12 protein-coding genes are annotated in these 18,135 nt (G+C 40.2%); 6 read left to right on the top strand and 6 right to left on the bottom strand.

The features are described from left to right. Positions 1-3: 3 nt before the first annotated feature. The 5 genes from M23134_RS28810 to M23134_RS28790 all read right to left on the bottom strand — a co-directional run bounded on the left by M23134_RS28810 (position 4) and on the right by M23134_RS28790 (position 8,885). Positions 4-708: a histidine kinase gene (locus tag M23134_RS28810; protein ID WP_002702402.1), complete on the bottom strand. Its 705-nt coding sequence runs from the start codon at positions 706-708 to the stop codon at positions 4-6. 212 nt (positions 709-920) lie between these two features. Continuing rightward, positions 921-5,624: a PKD domain-containing protein gene (locus M23134_RS28805; protein ID WP_075164083.1), complete on the bottom strand. Its 4,704-nt coding sequence runs from the start codon at positions 5,622-5,624 to the stop codon at positions 921-923. A 405-nt stretch (positions 5,625-6,029) separates the two neighbouring features. Then, complete coding sequence (locus M23134_RS28800) at positions 6,030-6,794, bottom strand: hypothetical protein (protein ID WP_002702398.1); 765 nt, start codon at positions 6,792-6,794, stop codon at positions 6,030-6,032. 47 nt (positions 6,795-6,841) lie between these two features. Beyond that, positions 6,842-7,399, bottom strand: a complete 558-nt coding sequence (locus M23134_RS28795; RefSeq protein WP_002702396.1) for a Pvc16 family protein — start codon at positions 7,397-7,399, stop codon at positions 6,842-6,844. 13 nt (positions 7,400-7,412) lie between these two features. Continuing rightward, complete coding sequence (locus M23134_RS28790) at positions 7,413-8,885, bottom strand: ATP-binding protein (RefSeq protein WP_002702394.1); 1,473 nt, start codon at positions 8,883-8,885, stop codon at positions 7,413-7,415. Between the two features lie 207 nt (positions 8,886-9,092). On the opposite strand from M23134_RS28790, the gene M23134_RS28785 reads away from it, so the two are divergent. The 6 genes from M23134_RS28785 to M23134_RS28760 all read left to right on the top strand — a co-directional run bounded on the left by M23134_RS28785 (position 9,093) and on the right by M23134_RS28760 (position 17,094). Continuing rightward, positions 9,093-10,421, top strand: a complete 1,329-nt coding sequence (locus M23134_RS28785) for a hypothetical protein (protein WP_002702393.1) — start codon at positions 9,093-9,095, stop codon at positions 10,419-10,421. Next, on the top strand, positions 10,411-10,980 hold the full coding sequence (locus M23134_RS28780) for a hypothetical protein (protein WP_157558701.1): 570 nt from the start codon (positions 10,411-10,413) through the stop codon (positions 10,978-10,980). Before M23134_RS28785 ends, M23134_RS28780 begins: the two co-directional genes overlap by 11 nt. 6 nt (positions 10,981-10,986) lie before the next feature. After that, positions 10,987-11,478: a hypothetical protein gene (locus M23134_RS28775; protein ID WP_002702391.1), complete on the top strand. Its 492-nt coding sequence runs from the start codon at positions 10,987-10,989 to the stop codon at positions 11,476-11,478. Positions 11,479-11,508: 30 nt separating this feature from the next. Next, positions 11,509-12,714 (top strand): serine hydrolase domain-containing protein, encoded by a 1,206-nt coding sequence (locus tag M23134_RS28770; RefSeq protein WP_045114551.1) that lies wholly within the window; start codon positions 11,509-11,511, stop codon positions 12,712-12,714. Positions 12,715-12,872: 158 nt separating this feature from the next. After that, on the top strand, positions 12,873-15,875 hold the full coding sequence (locus M23134_RS28765; protein WP_002702387.1) for a lantibiotic dehydratase: 3,003 nt from the start codon (positions 12,873-12,875) through the stop codon (positions 15,873-15,875). 13 nt (positions 15,876-15,888) lie between these two features. After that, the gene (locus tag M23134_RS28760) at positions 15,889-17,094 is read left to right on the top strand and encodes a serine hydrolase domain-containing protein (protein WP_002702385.1); all 1,206 of its coding nucleotides are present in this window, start codon (positions 15,889-15,891) and stop codon (positions 17,092-17,094) included. Positions 17,095-17,124: 30 nt separating this feature from the next. Here the strand turns inward: M23134_RS28760 and M23134_RS41450 are convergent, their stop codons facing one another. Beyond that, on the bottom strand, positions 17,125-17,391 hold the full coding sequence (locus tag M23134_RS41450; protein ID WP_045114550.1) for a hypothetical protein: 267 nt from the start codon (positions 17,389-17,391) through the stop codon (positions 17,125-17,127). Positions 17,392-18,135 lie beyond the last annotated feature (744 nt).

Here is an 18,135-nt window from a genome sequence, read left to right as displayed (position 1 = left end):
GCTTCAACAAAACACATGCTCCCCCTCCAGCAAAGATAGCTTTGCCTCCCCTAAAGGTTGCTCACGTAAATGGGGGCTTGTCGTGCCTGGCAACAAAAAACACAGCTTTAAGCCACTGCCCACTTTGTCGACGGGGCACACCTTGCCCCCTACCGAAGTTGCCCACTGCTGGATGGCAGCGAGCCCTACTCCCGAAATAGCCCCGGTAATCCGTCGCTTGAACGAATGGTCGAAAATATCGGTATTGCTGGTCGGATACAGGCCATTGTCTTCTATATACATCGCAACGGTTTGGGCATTGTAGGCAGCCGCTTCAATGCTGATAAAACGCTCTTCATCGGGGTGGGCGTGCTTGCCCATATAGTGTACCAGGCTAAAGAACATTCTAAAAAAACTCATCTTGTCTACCTTCACGTGCAGGTTTGCCACATAGCTCGAAAAACGAATGTCTTTACGGGTAAAGTAGAGATGGTACATTTGGTAAGCCATGTCAATGAGCGCCTTCAGGCTGCACTTCTCTATGTGAACAGCTTCGGTGGAGATATTATTGACATCGTCAATGCTGCGAAGGGTGTCTTCGAGTTCGCTGATTCTTTTGAGCAAATCGGTATTTGCCAATTTGTAAGCTTTTTGCCTCATTGTCTGCACCAGTTGCCTGGCTTCCTGCAAGCCTTCTGATATTAATGATTGTTGGATTGTATCGATCATTTGAATATTTGCGAATTAAGAATTATCTAAAATTAATCTGTCAGTATTTGAAAACTTGTGGCTTGTTGCTTGAATCTTGTCACTTTTTAAAAAAAAGAAGGACAGGCTCAGTAAACCTGCCTTCTTGGTTTATCCCTGTTATCCATCCATCACTAACCAACATAAGTTCTATGAGGGTAAAAACAGGACACATTAACTACATTACACTGCTATTACTTTACTTTCTCAACCCTACACTCAAAACTGCTTCGCCCAGGGTTTGTGGCATCATATACTTTGATTACATACACCCCCGCCGGGAGTTCGTGCAGGTAGATTTGGTGCTTATGGGTTCGACTTGCCCAATGCCCCCTGATTACTACCTGCCCTTGCAGGCTGATGACCTGCCAACGGATGTCGGGCGAAGGCGTTAGGCTTTTGGGCAATGTCAGGGTCACTGCTTCCCTCACCGGATTGGGGTAGGCAAGCAGTTTAGTAGCATTTGGTTTTGACTGTCCATTTAACCCGGTGACCGTATTTTCTTCCTGATCGCGCTTAGCCTGGGCGGGTACGTTTGCTGTAGCTACCTGATAGATGCCCCTACTTTGATAGTCTGCCACAAACACAATGACTTTTAGCCTTGTAACTTGCGCCACATTTGTGGGAGCGTTCCAATTAAAATCGAGCACTTGGGTTTCACCTTTTTGCCAAGCCTTGGCTCTAAAAATCCCTGCCGCATCGGGCAACATTTTGCGTAGTACCTGAAGGTAGTTTTCTCCTGTGTTATTAGCCACCCGACTACTGTCTACAATGGTGGTGTGAAAAATAAGGGGCTGGTTGAAATCAGCCAAGGCGGTGATTTTGGCGCTTATGCTGAGTTGCCCGTTTTGCCAGTGGGCGGGGGTCAGTTCGATGGCAAAAGCTGCTGGCAGCAAGGTTTGCCTGAGCAAGCTATCTTTGAGTCGTGCTGTAGACAAGGAATCTTTTACCCTGCCGTTTACCACCGTAGCGGGCACCTCACGTAATCCGTAATGCAAAGCTCTGCCACTGGGGTCTTTAGAGTTTTCGGTGTTGAACTCATCTACTGTGGGGAAGCTGGTGTGGTAATGAATACTTACAATTTCGCCGCCACTGTTGGTACTCATTGCCTGGGCTAGTGCTGTGCTTTTACCTGCTGCATTTGCTATGCCTTGGTTGGTAAAATATTCCAACAGTGCTGTGCGGTTGCGGTTACGAAGCTCGAAGTTGTCAAAAGCAATGCCTTGGTACTTGCTGCCCGGAGGGTTATCAGCGTTGGAGCCAAAGGCAAACCGGAACCGAATAATCGCGCCATTAGCAGCGGGTAAACCAGCAATGGCTCTATCTAAGGCAATGCGTGCCGTACGCCAACCTTTGAGCTTGCCCGACCAACCTTGAGCGTCACCGTTGTCTGTAGTGTAATCATTGCCAGGTTTGCCCAAAATGGGTGTGGTATTGTACCAGTCAATGCCCTGCCCCAACGCACCGAGGCGTTGCCAAGTTTTGCCATCGTCAAGAGTGTACAACAACACCACGCCATCTGCCCCCGCATCGGTGTCTAATTTGTAATCAAAAGAAAGCACGGGGCGGGCTAGTTCGCCAATTTCAAAAGCAGGGCTTGCCACATACGATTGTTCTTGATTTGCATAACCTTGAGGCATTTGCCAAGTCGCTTCCGCTAATTGCCAACTGCTGCCTTCCTTCTTGTTGATAGTGCCATGACTCAACCAACCACCGTTTACCTCAAAACCAGTATTATAAGGCTTTGCCTCGCTTACCTGAATGAGTGGAAAAATATCAATGCGTCGATGCAGTGTGTACTTGGCAACTGTAGTATGAATGGTAAGGCTGACCTCGTAAGTACCTGGGCTTTGGTACTGGTGCGTAGGGTTTTCGTCAGTAGAAGTCGCTCCATCGCCAAAGTACCAATTATAAGCTACAATAGAGTCACCCACCACCAGTGACAAGTTGGTAAACTGAGTTGGTCGGGGGTTTAAGTCCCCCTTTTCGCCAATGTATTGCCCTACAAAATCAAAATCTACCTTGAAAGCTTGGCTAATTTGCTCGCTGCACCCTGCGGAATTCGTGGCATGTAGGCTATAATTCAGTAATGGAATGCTTCCACGCATGTCGGGGCTGACGGGATAGGCTACTTGGGGCGAGTTCACCAACAAATTACCAAAATTCCACGCCCAACTTGTCACGGGAGTGCCAGCAACCGCGGTAATACGGAGAGTGTCTTCGTTCCAACGCCTTTCGGCAACCACTTTTAGCCCAGTAGGTGGGGCAATTACCTCAAAATACACCGTTGTATCACGGGTAGAACTATTGGCGCAGTCGGTGCCGCTACCCGCGAGCGCCAAAAACAGCTCATATTTACCTGCCTCGAGGTCAGCTGGGTCAAGACGGCTACCTTGTAACGACTTAGCCTCGCCCGTTGCCGTGTTTCGAGCCGTAAAACCAGGTGAAAGGGAAGTGAGTACCCCATTTTTGAAAGCCGAGAGCGTTACAAGGGCGTCATTCTGACAATAAGCCTTGGCAAGCCCTGTAAAACTAAGGGTAGGCAAGGGCTTAATAGTGACTTTATAAGCATCAGAGTAGTTTACGCAACCGTTGGCGTTGGTATAAGTATAACGAATGAGGTACTCACCCGCATTGAGGTTGAGTTTGTTTGTGTTGGCATTCGTTGGAATGGCAGCTTCATTCGCCCCAATAATAGGAAAAGCAGGCAACCAGCGATCAGTAAGCGCTCCACTTTGTGCCACCAAGCGAACAAAGGAAGCTGACGCTGGTCTGGTGCCTGCTATGCGTTTGATTTCAAATTTACCTGCGGTGAGGTAATCGGCAGGAGGCGTAGTACTGCCGCCAAATACGGGGGTGAGCACCACCGGGGTAGCATCGCCTGCGCAATAACTCCGTTTGGCGTTGAATCCTGCAATACTCAGGGTGGGCAACGCCTCAATTTTGGTGACTACCTCAGCACTTTTGGTGCAACCATTTAGGCTTTGGGTCACTTTGAGGTTGCCGCTACCGTTTGAATTACCCCACTTGATGGTTACCTGAGCTTGATTGCTTGCCCCTACAATTTGTCCGTTTTCTACCTGCCAATTGTAAGTGACGCCTGTGCTACCAGTGTTATTTAGGCTATAGGTCACGGTTTCCCCCGTGCAGGGGTTCAAATCCCCCACAATACTGGGTGGGGGCAGGGCAAAAACTTTCACTGCATAGTCAGTAATGGTAGTGCAACCATTGCGGGTTTGGGCGAGGCGGAGGATTTTGTTGGTTCCCGTAGGGGTGCCCCCTGACCAAATTACCGATACCGTCGCCTGGCGATTAATCCCCCCTACAAAAGTAGCTCCTCCTGCGGGTGCCGACCATTCAAATTCGTCAGTGGTAGCGGGTACGCTGGAACTATAATTATAAATGGTACTGCCATCTCCGCATACCTGGGCGCTGCCTCTGGTAATGTTTTGAGCAGGTGGGGTGGTAATTTGAAAGGCTACTTTGATGGGCACGCTTGCCCCGACTTGGGTTGCCTCAAAACGGTATGCCCCGGCGCCATATTTGAGAAATAAATCTTGGCTACTAAAAGTATAGCGATAATCATTACCACTAATCAGTTGGAGATTGAGTGGAATCGCTGCATTTGTAGGACTATAAAGTCTTGCCCCCAACGCCGAGCTCAAATTGGCAATGGTGACGGTTTGAGAAGCCGCTACATTGCTGCAATAGCTTGTGGCAAGCCCCAATACTACGGCATCGGCATCGTACACGCTAAAAGTGGTGCTCACCGTCACCGTGCAATTGTTGATGGCATAATCATAATACACCTTGTAGCCTGTACTTGGAAAGAGTAACCCTGGATACAATTTATTGCCTACTACTCCATCGCCCCGAAGCACACCCACTCCCCCCGCCGGGTTGTTGGTGACGGTAATGTTTACGGGTGAGAAGTTATCATCAGGAAAACTCGTAGCGGGTAAACTTACCTTGGGGTTGGGTGGAACTGCTACCCGAATGGTTTTGCTGCGTGCGGTAGTACTTATTTTGCAATCATTTACGCTTTTGACCTGTAGCAGTTTGTTTCCCACACTTGCCGAAGTTGCCATGTCCAGGGTAATCATATTGTCAGCAGTGTAATACTCGTGTGCCGATACTTGAATTGCCTTGGGATCATTGTTGGCAAGAAAACCCACAGGCAACGCCCATAAATAACCTGTGACATCGGGCACCGGAGCTGCCGTGTAGGTAAAGCCATTGCCCCCCGCACAGACTACCCCAAAGCCACTCACACTGGCAGGGGCATTGAGGGCGTTGCTGCTAGTTGTATTGATGCCTCGCACGGTGGCAAATACCTCATCGGGGTACAATCCCTCGAAATGCTCATAACCACTCAAGGGCTTTAGCTGAGCTACTGTGCCTTTATTTTTACTTTTTGACCTCACCTCCAGCCCGCTCATCACAATACCTGCTACCTTGGTGGCACCCACAAAACGGTAGCTTATATAGAGTTTGCCTGAATTGAGTGACACTGTTGGGGCAAGAAAATCGCCTGGGACACCTGTGATAGTTACCTTGGGCAGCTTGCTTACCACAAAATCGGGATGATCGAAACCCAACACCAACACTCCTTTACCTACCGCAAACGACCCCACGCTTTGCTCGCTGATGATGATGGGCGATAGAGTGACTGCTTTACCACTGTTGCAGGCATCTACCGGGTCTGCAGGGATGATGATCACCGGATCGGGAGTTGGGTGACTATCGTCTACCGCAGAGGCACTTTCTTCTATATAAGCAGTCGCAGCAGTCAGCGTGCTAATGGCAAAGCTGGTACCCTGTCCACGCAGTTGGGTTTGGGCATAGGAAGGCTGGGCAAGGCTCCAGAGGAGCATGCAAAATAGGGTGAATGTTTTCATTTTAGTTTTTTAGTTGGTAGTCGGTAGCTTATGCTGGCTTTTTTAAGCCTTGGTTAGCTTCATGTAGTGGATTTACTTTAGTCCACTGTCTACGGTCGACAGTCCATTGCGACTACACTGGGTTGGGTTTAGAGTTTGATTCTTTTATTGGTCTATTGTTGGTAGCCTATGGTAGCTCCCGACTACCGACTCTCAACTCTTGACTTACTAAAAAACAGCACCTTGCACTATGGGAAACAAATTTAATCGCTGAAACAATTGAAATGCGGCAAGGTGCTGTCAAATCATTCATACACAAAATATTTTATTTTAAATATTTTGTGTATGAAACAAGGCTAAAAAAATCCGATTGTAGGAGATGTATCCTGCAAACGGGCTACGATACCTTCAGATAAAACAGACGACTTAAGTCAAGTGTATCGCTGTTTTATCAAGCACTATTTTGCTACCTGATTTATAAAATAATACAATGTCAGGTAATTGTATCATAAAAGTAGTTTGGACACAAAAAGTATAAAAAGCATCCTTTATTGCCACCAGTTCAAGCCAAATATTCTTCACTTGATAATGTTGTGCTGATGTACTTTTAGGTACAGGAGCTACAATGTCTCCTTGCAAAGACGTACCCAGATGTAATTCTTTAGCACGAATGTTAAGCCTGGTAACCACTGAGTTTTCTTGAATGCGTTTTTTGATTCGGTGCACATTTTGAGGGCGTCGTGGTTTTACATCAACTATAGAAAGTCCATATAAATTTTTATTGTCTTTGGCTTTAGACACTACTGGTATTGCCTTGGCAGCAGGCTTTCTTGTAAGCATTGAAGGCTCATGTTTTACCAATGAATCTATAGAAAAAACAGCCTTTGGTTGCTCTAACACTCTTGCATTTAACAGCTTTGCTACTTCAAATATTTTTTGAATATAAGGGTGTGCTTGCGACAACCCAGTATTTTGAAAACTAAAAGCCCCTTGCTGATTGAGTTGCCAGTCCATTCCTTGAACATCTTGTCGGGAAGCAAAATACACCGCCGCCTTATTCTCTTCTGGCAGGTAACCTGACGATAACCAGTGCAAGGTAGGGTCATTATTTACCAACCGTTGCCATTCGCCAATGTTGATAGGCTCTGGGCGATGATTTTTTGATGAAAGTCGTACAATGTGGAAATACATAGTTGATAAGTATTAAGTAATATTATGTTTATAAATATAGTATAATTTTATAGCACTGATACTCCATTTACTATTCGTGAAACCCGTTGAGTAAGATAATCGCCTATAGGCAAGCTACGCACTTTATAAAGTACCGAGGGAGCATGTTTGGCTCCCGTCATTGTCCAAATAAAACTGTTTTCGCGCAGGTCTTCAGTAGTCAAGTCAAACTTCAAGTATTCTATACCTTCGGGTAGTTCATTATGAGTTTGTGGAGTAAATACTGGATATCGCTGAAAAAAATGAATGACTGCATTAAGGTACTCCCAGGTTCTCAAGTATCCTTCTGGTTGCCGATCTTCTTCTTTTTCATAAGCCGAAAACAGCAACAATAAATTTAAATAGTAAGGCTGAGCAAGGTCACTGGTACGGCTATGCTGTACATCTCGTTCTTGTTGGATATCCAATAGTGTAATTACTAATTGGTTGTTGGTTCCATCTATGGTAGACTTGCCATTTAACAACATTAACTTGTCTACCAATACTTTTAGCTGATCCTGGACAAACTGGCTGTTTAAGAATTCAGCAAGATCATCTCTTATTATTTTTAATACAGATGCAATCATGGCACTCACTGGTTTAATGAAATTTTTTAATAAATAATTGTTGGCAATTGTGTCTGAAGTACCCTCTTTCGTGGCTATACCAGGTCAGGTAGTTGCGCATATCATTCGCCGAAATCTCAGGTGAACCTTTAGCGGTTACTTGCATCAGACAATACTGGTAAAACTTTTCTACCCAGGCTGCGGTCACTTCTGCTCCCTGGGCAAGTTCGCGCCAATTGGCACTATAGACTTCTTCTGCCAATTGTAACTGGGGGCTATCGGCAAAGTAATGAGCCCACAGTTTGCGTCGGGTAAACTCATCTGGTTTTTGAAACTCAATCAATGTGTCGAATCGCCGCTCGAATGCCTGATCAATGGCTCCTTTATGGTTGGTGGCCAGAAAAATCATCCCTTGATGTTCTTCGAGTTTATAAAGCAAATAACCTACCTCCTGGTTGGCATAACGCTCGTTGCTACTGCCTGAGTCATTGCTTCGTTTGCCAAACAAGGCATCACCTTCGTCAAAAAACAAAATCCAATCTTGGGCAGCGGCTTGGTCAAAAACCTTTGCTAAACGTTTACTTGTTTCGCCCACGTACTTGTCTACAATATTAGAAATATCGATGCGGTAAACAGGCTTGCCTGCTTCTTTACCCAACAAGGCAGCGGTCAGTGTTTTGCCCGTACCCGATGGTCCCGACATGAGCAATCGGTAACCTTGCCTGGAAGCACTATTGCTTTGCTGTAATTGATGATAATACTTTACCCACTTACGGGCTTGTTGCATTACCTCCTCTACTATGTCATTTAATATCAGTTCGTCCCACGTTTTATGGGTGGTTAACAAGGTAGCAGGGAAATCGGCTGAGTATTGAGGCGTGTAAGGTTGGTGATTGATTAAACGCTGTATATACTCTATGCTTAGCTCAAGAGATGAGTCTAACTTATTAGCAACCGAAGGTTTAAGTATGCCTTGGCTATACAAAAAATGTTGAGGGCTAAATATACGAGTGATCAATTGACGACGCACAAGTGATTTGCCTGCCAGTAAATAGAGGGCGGTTTGTATTGTGGGTACAAAGCAAGCATTGCTCTGCCAGGCACCACCAAATTCGGCAAAGTAATGCCCTTGGGCATCTTTTACCTTGAATGTATTGAGCACCTCTGGGCGGCTATGAGGCAATAGAGCCAGTAATAACACCACTCTTTCGGCAGTTTTTAATACCTGAAGCAATGCAGCACCTTGGCTTGAGTCAAGCCCAAAAAAAGCAGCAGTATGCTGGTGCATGTTCTCAAGTAATGTTGCATAAGGACTTGAACTTTGGGGTACTAAATCAGGAAGAGTAATCAATGGGTCAGACAGCAGGTCTTCAAAATAATAGGGTACCTGATCGTTGTTAAAAAACCACGCATCACGGGCAACTATTAACGAAGCTATCCACTCAAGGTCTTGCTCTAGTGTTTTAAAGTGATCTTCGTCTGCTAAATGTGCATTAGAATATAACATATTACAATTTATCAGGTATTTTTTTTACAAAAAAGAGACTTTCTATTTATAAAAACAAATTTTTATTTAAAAATAATTATTTTGTGTATAAAAAATCAAGTTAAAACAATGGAATATTTTATTAAGACTATTTTTTTACATAAGTTTGTGCCAGCACAAAACAAACAACCACAACTTAATTTGTGAAATCTTAAAAATGACCTTTCAATGGAACCCATTCACGAAGACAAAAAAACTGAGCCCGTAGTACAAACAGCTACACCTCAGACCAAACAAACTAACCCTGAAATGCTGCAAGCAGAAGGCAAACCTGCTACTTACCAAAGTGTAGGCGTAGGGAGACCCTCGAAGTACCAAAGTATAGGGGTGGGCAGGGCACAGAAATATGAGAGCCTTGCCTACCAACTACAGGAGGCAGTAGGCAAAATACCTCGCCCCGATTTGCAAGCAATGGCAAAACACCATCCCAATAATTCTATAGCTTTTGTAAATGCAGTAGTAGACTATTACCGCAAGGGGATTGTGACTTATAAGGCAAACCCTTCAAAATTACTTACTGATGAACGCATTATTCAAGTGTATTTTAAAATACACTTTGGCTTATATGTAAAGGTCACTCGTATAGGAGTAGAGTTTACCCATGATCCTGGCAGTAGGGTGCGCCCCGGTGTGCAAGTATTGGTAGATGCTATTCGTCAAGCTAAACGCCAAGCCAACAATATAGTGGCAAAAGCCAGGGCAGGCAATCAATATACAGGTAAAAAATCGGTGAACTATCGGGCTGCTGCCAAAGATTTGGTAACAGGAACCTATCAGAAACCTAAACGGAAGCTTCGCCCATCGACCCCCAACCTGGTAAAAAGCAAAACTTACGACCGCCACGACAAGCACTATAAAGAACCTTTTGAATCGTATGGGATGAGTTTTTCGGGCAATGGAGACTGGCCAGTGATACACGGCATGGATGGGGAAGTAGATTTGATGATTGACCTCAAAGAAATTATGCCTGCAATGGGGGCGGTATTTTCAGACCGAAAGTTTTTTTACAAAACTGGCATTAAGTTTATCCATCATCTGGATGAGCTTGCCAAGGTATACAAAAACCTGCGGTCGGTACATAGCAAACTTAAACAAATAGGCGATAATAGCCCCAATCATGCCCAGGTTGCCGCAGCATTGGCAGGGGTTACCCAAAGTATTTCTGAATCGGTGATTCAGCTTGGCAAGCGGATTAGAGAAGTAGAAACCCCTGCTCAAAAGCAAGAATTGATAAAATCTTGTAGTAGTACATTGCAAAAACATGGGTTTCCAGGGATAAGTCATGAGTTGTATACTTTAATTATGGTGCAAAACGACGAAACAAAAAAGAAAAAAACAAATCCAATGTATAGAACATCTAAAAAACACCCAGGGTACTTTCTTAGGGTTAACTATAACGGCAAAACTAATGATGAAAATGATATAAATACCGCTTTTTATAAAGTTAAAAAAGCAGGTATGAAACCACACTACTTAAATGATGAGAATGATGATTAAATTAACCAGAACTCTAAGCCTGTTGTTCAGTATATCTGTGATTATGATAGGATGTAAATTAACAAACACTAACTACAATAATCACAAATCTAAACAAACAAATGAAATAATTAATTCATCACTTTGGCTTTATAGAAAAAGCATTGATGATAACTTTAAGCATTTTAAAAAAAATGTAAAAACAAGAAAAAAGCTTTGGAAAATTCAGAGCACGGAAGAACTTATTAGAAGAACAATGTTAATAGACAATAAGATTCGGAATATTAAAGCAAATTGGGATAAAAAACTAACTGACACATTATGTCTTAACTTAGAACAATATAATAACTTCTTGCAAATAAACCACGCTTCCTACCTGCGAGACACCACCTCTTGGAGCAAACGCTACTTGAGGGTATTGCCCCAAGTCCAACAAGCCAATCCGCCGAGTTTTGCCGAGTTTTATTTTAAAGGCACTAGCCAAGAGGAGGCAATTGCCATACTCAGCACCTTGCAATTGGGCATTTTACAAGAGGCGCTGGCAATACAACGCCGTATTTTTAAGGAGGCAAACGATTAAAAAACTATGAACCAAGAAACCATACTGAAATACAACATTTGGAAACAAGTCGTCAGTATATTACTTGCCTCTATAGTTGTACCTGGGTTATTCTGGGTATTCAGTATTTATATCGATATAGGCGATTGGCAAGGCTATTTTTGGCTAATTTTCGCCTTAGGTGTGGTAGCTGCTATTGGAGCGGTGTGGCATTCAGAGCGTACAAGTCATCGGTTTGGGCTGCGCCCTGAGGGTATCAGCATCAACTTTGAGTTTTTTTCCTGGCAAGCCATTCAAGAAACAAGACTTACTCAGCGAGGACACGAGCTACCTATTATTACTTTATACCTGGACAATGAAAAACGGGCTTATTTGGTACAGTTGAGTAAGGCACAATATGCTACCTTGCTAGAGGCGCTGAAGGTGGGACTGGGCGATAGGCTCAAGGTAAGCCCAAGGGCACACAAGGCAAACTACCCTCATATAAATACCAATATTTACCACAACCCTAACCAATAAACAAACTTTCATTCAAAAACTACCATACCCATGAGAAAATACTACAGCACTATACTTTGCATGGTTTACCTGATTTCTGTTACCCAAGCTCAAACCCTCAAAGAATGGAAACGCACAGTGGTGCCCGAATTTAAAAAACTGGCTAAAGAACATAGCTGGGTAGGCGCGTCTTTGTGTTTAACCCAAAATGGTCAGGTGGTAGACTTTAGAACCGCTGGGTATATGGACAGAGAAAATAAGAGGCTCAATACAAAACGTACCATTTTTAACTGGGGAAGCATTACCAAAACAATCACTGCGGTGTGTATTATGCGCCTGAGAGATGAGAACAAACTAAAACTTGAGGACCCAGTAACAAAACATATTCCCGAATTTAGATGGCTCAGGAGCGACAGCATAGGAGTAGATATTGAAACTGTTACAATAAAACACCTGTTGACTCATACATCAGGCATTGATTTAAGGAAAAACTGGGTCTTTTACAATGATTTCGCCGACAAACATCACCGCCCACTTCGTTGGAAACAAATAGCTGCCATATTGCCTTATTGCAAATTAAAACGTATACCAGGCAGTAAGTTTGAGTATTCAAACTTTGGCTTTATTTTGCTTGGCAGGGTAGTAGAAAACGTAATGAGAGAGCCTTATACTTCTTATGTATATAAAAATATATTCATGCCCTTGGGAATGAATACAGCCCATTTTGGCATCAGTCCTCCACATATCAAAGCTCTTAGGAGTATTTCTTATTATCAATCTGGCAAAGACGCTACAATCAAAAGGGCTGAAAGAATCAAACACCACAATTATGGAATTGGAAACCCAGTGGGAGGATTATATGCGTCTATAGATGATATGACAAAGTATATTATGTTTCTTGCTGGAACAAGTGATGCTAAATTACAGCAAAAGTATAATTTAGTATTAAAGAATGAAACCATTGGTGAAATGATAAAAGGCGAGGTTTACCTCAGAAAGCCCAGAGACTTTCATTCCAAGATAGGGCTAGGTATATATAGCACAGAGTACAAAGGACAGAAGGTTAATTACCATGATGGAGTTCAGTTTGGGTTTTTATCCTTCATGTTTTTAGATAGAAAAGATAATGTAGGCGTTTTAATGGTTACAAATACTCAGACGAGAAAAATACTAAGACAATTTTACCGAACCGCACAGTCGCCCATTAACGGACAGTTTTTCCTTAGGTGGACTCCTTCAGCTAAGAAAAAAAAGTAGGTATATATTACTACATAGCTTTTCAATAAAGAAACAGTTTTGTATCAAACTTTCAAATACAATAAAACTTTATGGCTATAGGGTTTTAAGTTACTTCTTAAAGTGAGTACCACTCAATTGATTTACAAGCTTCTTGATTACCAATTCAACTATTAAAGATGACAAAAAAAAATAGCGCTATCATAGACAGTTTTGGTTGGTATATAATTAGATCGCCGTTATTTCCAATCTCAAATACGGATTTAGCATATCAGGCGCACACCTCTGATGATTATAAAAAACTATTTGACAATGACTTTTTTAAGGAGGCTATTTACTTGGCTTCACACCATTTATATTACCAATTTGATAAATGGTTAAATAACTCCAGAGAATGGCAAAATAAATCAGAGAAAGAAGAAAGTAAACTTATAAAAACTTTACTAAAATACTGGTTAAGGTCAAGTTATCGTTGTACCCCCTTTGGGACCATGGCAGGAATATCTAAACCAGCTATATTTAGCCATAAGACGGAAATAATATTGAGTGACTTTACGAAATATAGTAGAATAGATGCTGAATATTTATTTTTAAGTACCAATGAGTTAACAGAAGACAAAAGTGCTATAAAGTTTCACCCTAATACACACATTTATAACTTCACTCAAGAGCGACTACGCTACTTTGAACGTATAGTAAAAGCAACACCACAGGGTAAGTTTAAATACCAATATCATCTTGCGGAAATTGATGATCAATTCTACATAAAATATGTTTTTTCTAAGTTTCCTGCTGGTGCAACTAAAGATGAGTTAACTAATGCCTTGCTGGAGGAAGGGTTAAATAAGTCCGATGTTATAGATTTTATTCACCAGTTGATTGATAACCAAGTATTAAACGGAACCTCTTTTTTCTCGACTGTTGGACAAGAGTATCAAGAAAAGATACTTCCTCGTTTCAAACAAGGTAATTATATCCTACAAAAAACTAAGCAAGCTCATAAACTATCTAATTTTCTCCAGTTAGAGAAAACACTCGTAAAACTTATCCAAAAGAAGTTGCCTAAGGCAAGGCAAGTATTTGATAACTTCTTCCATGTAGACACTATTAACAATTACAGCAGTAATACCATCCACCATGATATAGAACACAAGGTAAATAAAGTGATTAAAGCTTTAACACTATTCCCTGAAAGAAAAAACCCATACTTAAGTGAGTTCAAGAAGAAATTTCAGGAAAGATACCAGTCTGAATTTATTCCCATAAATGATGCTTTAGACCCTGAGAATGGAATTTTATATGCGAACTATGCCTTAAGAGAGCCTTTTATATTAAGAAGATTGCCCAATGATGAAAAAAAACATATTCAAACAATTGAGTTGAATAACGACTGGAATCAGTTTTTGATGGAGATTTATTCAAGGAACTTGTTAAATAATAAAAGGGTAGTTAATCTTTCAAGCAAACAACTTAAGACACGATTCAGGGAAACACCCTATTCTCATATTGCAGATACTATAAGCGCCAATGTATCAATCATATCTGAAAATCAAATATACCTAAAAAGCCTAACACAAGGAGCGGCTAATTTAATAGGTAGATTTAGCCATGTCAATAAGCAAATACTAAAGGGTATACAAGAGATCACCACATTTGAGCAAGAGTCAAACCCAAACAGCATCTGTGCAGAAATTGTACATAACCCTGCAAATCCAAAATCTTACAATATTCTTAACCGTTCTGGTCAAATACGAAAATATAAAATACTTTTATCAGCAAACTTGTCTTACTTCACTCCTGATGAAGCAATTTCCTTAGATGATTTGTTAGTAGGCATCATTGATAACCAAATAACACTTTATTCTAAAACACATCAAAAACAAATTATTCCTAAACTAACAAGTGCTCACAATTATTTAGGCAGTAATTATCCTATATATCAATTTTTATGTGACCTATCCCAAGGAGAGTATCTGGCACCTAATTGGGTGTGGGGAACTTTGGAAAAAGTAGACTACCTACCTAGAGTAGCAATAGATGGTGTTATTGTATCACCAGAAAAATGGAAGCTCAAAAATATTGAAGATTTAGAACTATTGAATGTACCTAAAAAAGTACTCTTGGTTAATGGTGATAACAAACTCTTAATTAATCGAGAGCATAAGTTATCAAATGAAATACTAATAGATAGCATAAGTAAACTATCGAGCTTTGATAAGGTTAAAGCTCATAGAGTACTGTTAGAAGAATATATAGAAAGTAAACCTATAGTAAGGGATGGCTTAAACAGACATTACTCTAATGAAATTATAATACCTTATAAAGTACACAAGTCTCGTGTTTTAACTACTCCAAGTATTAATAGCCCTCAAAAACACCATCTAGGCAGCAAGTGGACTTATTTCAAAATATACTGTGGAGTATTAACTGCTAACCATTTAATAAAGTATGAGTTATCTGATTTAATTAGCAAACTTGAGAAAAGTGGAATCATAAGCAAATGGTTCTTTATAAGATACCATGATGAAAATGGGCATCATATAAGGATCAGGTTTCAAACTATCAAAGGGGTTCAAGAAATCTTCGATCTTATACAGAAGATACTAGGAGAATACCTTAACTCAAGCAAAATTAAAGTAGTTCTAGACACCTATTATACAGAAACAAAACGATATGGAGGAGTAAAAACATTAAGTCTATGTGAAGATATTTTTTGGCTAGATAGCCAGACTATTCTCAAAGCTTTACATTTACTAGAAAAAGATGACGAAAGACTCTCAATAAGAATTGCAATGAAAAACATAGAGTGCCTAGCAGATGCATTTTTTCAAAAAACTGAGAAAAAACAGGTGTTAATCAGTAGGCTGGCCAGTAACATGAAAAATGAGTTTAATATACCTCAAAAACAATTATCCAAAAGGTACAAAGAATACCTTGAATTAGATTTCAAGTCAGACTTGTATGATCACATTTTTCAAGAAAGGACTTACAAATTATTGCCAATACTATACAAAATAAACGAATATATTAATGCAGGGATTTGCAATCAAACAATGGAATCTTTATTTGCAAGCATTAGTCACATGACCCTAAATCGTTTTTTTATTGAAAAAGCAAGAATTCAAGAATATATCACATACGATTTCTTAAATTTACATTATAAATCTAAAAATAAATACTAAGAATAATACCTATATGCAAAAGCGATTCATCATTATCACAACTATCTTACTATCCATTATTTGCATAAATAACCTAAAAAGTCAAACCCTAAATGAGTGGAAAAAGAAGGTTGTTCCTGAGTTTGAAAAAAGAGTAAAAAAGATACCCGTAGTTGGAGCATCCTTATGCCTGGTTCAAAATGGGAAAATAACCGACTTTAAAACGTATGGGTACATAAATAAAAAGGAACAAATTGTTAATACGAAAGAAACAATATTTAACTGGGCTTCAATAACTAAAACTTTAACGTCTGTAGCTGTAATGCAACTAAGGGATCAAGGAAAGTTAAAATTAGATGATCCTGTGATTAAACATTTACCAGAGTTCCGTTGGGTAAGCACAGATAGTATAGGAATCCCAATTGAACAAGTAAAAATAAGGCACCTTATTACTCATACGTCAGGTATCTCAAGGGGTAAACTTTGGCAATATGATAATTATTATGATGCTCAAGACTACAAGCCTACGGGTTGGAGCCAAGTAGCCGCTATCTTGCCTTACTGTAAAATAGTACGAAAACCAGGAGCCAAGTTGGTTTACTCTAACTTTGCTTATGTTTTATTAGGTAGAATTGTTGAAAATGTCTCAGGAGATGTATATGTAAATTATATCAACAAAAATATATTTCTTCCGCTTAAAATGTATTCAGCCCATTTTGGGAAAAGCCCAGCACATTTAGCAAATTATAAAAGTTGGTCTTATACCAAATATGGTAAAGACTCAACGTTTAAAGTAATTCAACCTGAACACAATAGAGGTGCTTACAACCCTGCTGGTGGTTTTTACTCAAACATTCTTGATCTTGTAAAATACGCTAACTTTTTGTGTGGAGTAGGTAATGCTCAGGATAGACAAAACTTTAATCTTGTATTAAAGTCTAAATCCTTAAAGGAGATGTTTTCTCCTCAAATAAAAATTATCGATTCACAAGGACAAAGGTTAGATATGACGCTTAGCTTTTACTCATTTAAGTATAACAACAAAGATATACTCTACAAGGATGGTAATCAGTTTGGTTTTAGGTCTTATCTTTATTTTGATACTTCAACCAATACATCTGCTATCATAGTGTTTAACACAAAAAGTAAAAAAATAGATCAACACTTTATGCGCCTATCTCAATATGATATCAATGCGCGTTTTTTTCATTTTTATAAAGCAAAAAAAGGCAAGAAATAAATGTTACTTGCCTTCTTTAACTAAAATTTATTAAACAGGTGGTGGTCCACACTTATCAATTGGAATGCTCGCCCCAGGGCTATCACTTGTTGCTGCTGCATTGCCTGGACAAGAACAAGTATTATTACCAGCTTTTGCATTTATCATTTGATCATCGGACAAAATGCCTAGCACTTGCTTATTCAACTTCTTTAATTCCCGCTTTTTCATGATATTCTTTAAAAAATTATGTTCGGGCAAAAATAATAATTTCAGAGTTCTAATTGCACTATTTACAGTTTTTATTAACCCTCTCATTGCACAAAACAGCCCTTATTTAATAGCATCCTTTTCAGAAAAAGAAACGAATGCCTCCAAAGACAACTATCTTGTCGACCAAACGATAGGTGGAGAAATGGTTTTTGCAAATGTGTATGGCTTGTTGGAGTTTAATGGTAGTAAGTGGAATAGTTATTATTTTAGGGATAGCTTGGGGAGGCATATAACCTTTACTCAGGTTCTCGCTCACAGGGATATTATATATGTGGGAGGGAATAATAATTTTGGCTACTTGACAAAAAGTAACAATAAATACCATTTTACTTCTTTAAAAATGGGTAAGTATAAAAATGAAGTATTTCATAATGTCACCCAAATAGTTCAATATCAAGAACGAATATTTTTTGCATCACGCACCAAAATATTTGTAACAGACGGAAAAAAAATATTAAATATCATAACTACCAAAGGTAATCAGCTATTTGCATACCTGTTTAATCTAAACAATAAAAAGCTAATTCTTAACCAATCACACACAGGTCTTTTAGAATGGAGTGGCGACAAATTTATTAAAAATGATGATAGGGATATATTTAAAAAAGATCATGTAAACTTAATTCATTCAGGTTCAGACGGCCAATTAATTGTGTTTCACAGCCAAGGCATTTGGCTGAAAAGTTTGGATGGACACTTACAGAAAATGTCTTTTGGCAAAAAGATAGATTCGCTAATCAAAACGCAGAGGATTTATTGCTCATCAATATATGGAACTGACTCTGTAAT

It is taken from the genome of Microscilla marina ATCC 23134 (assembly GCF_000169175.1).
GTDB lineage: Bacteria > Bacteroidota > Bacteroidia > Cytophagales > Microscillaceae > Microscilla > Microscilla marina.
This window is presented reverse-complemented; position numbering and strand designations above follow the sequence as displayed.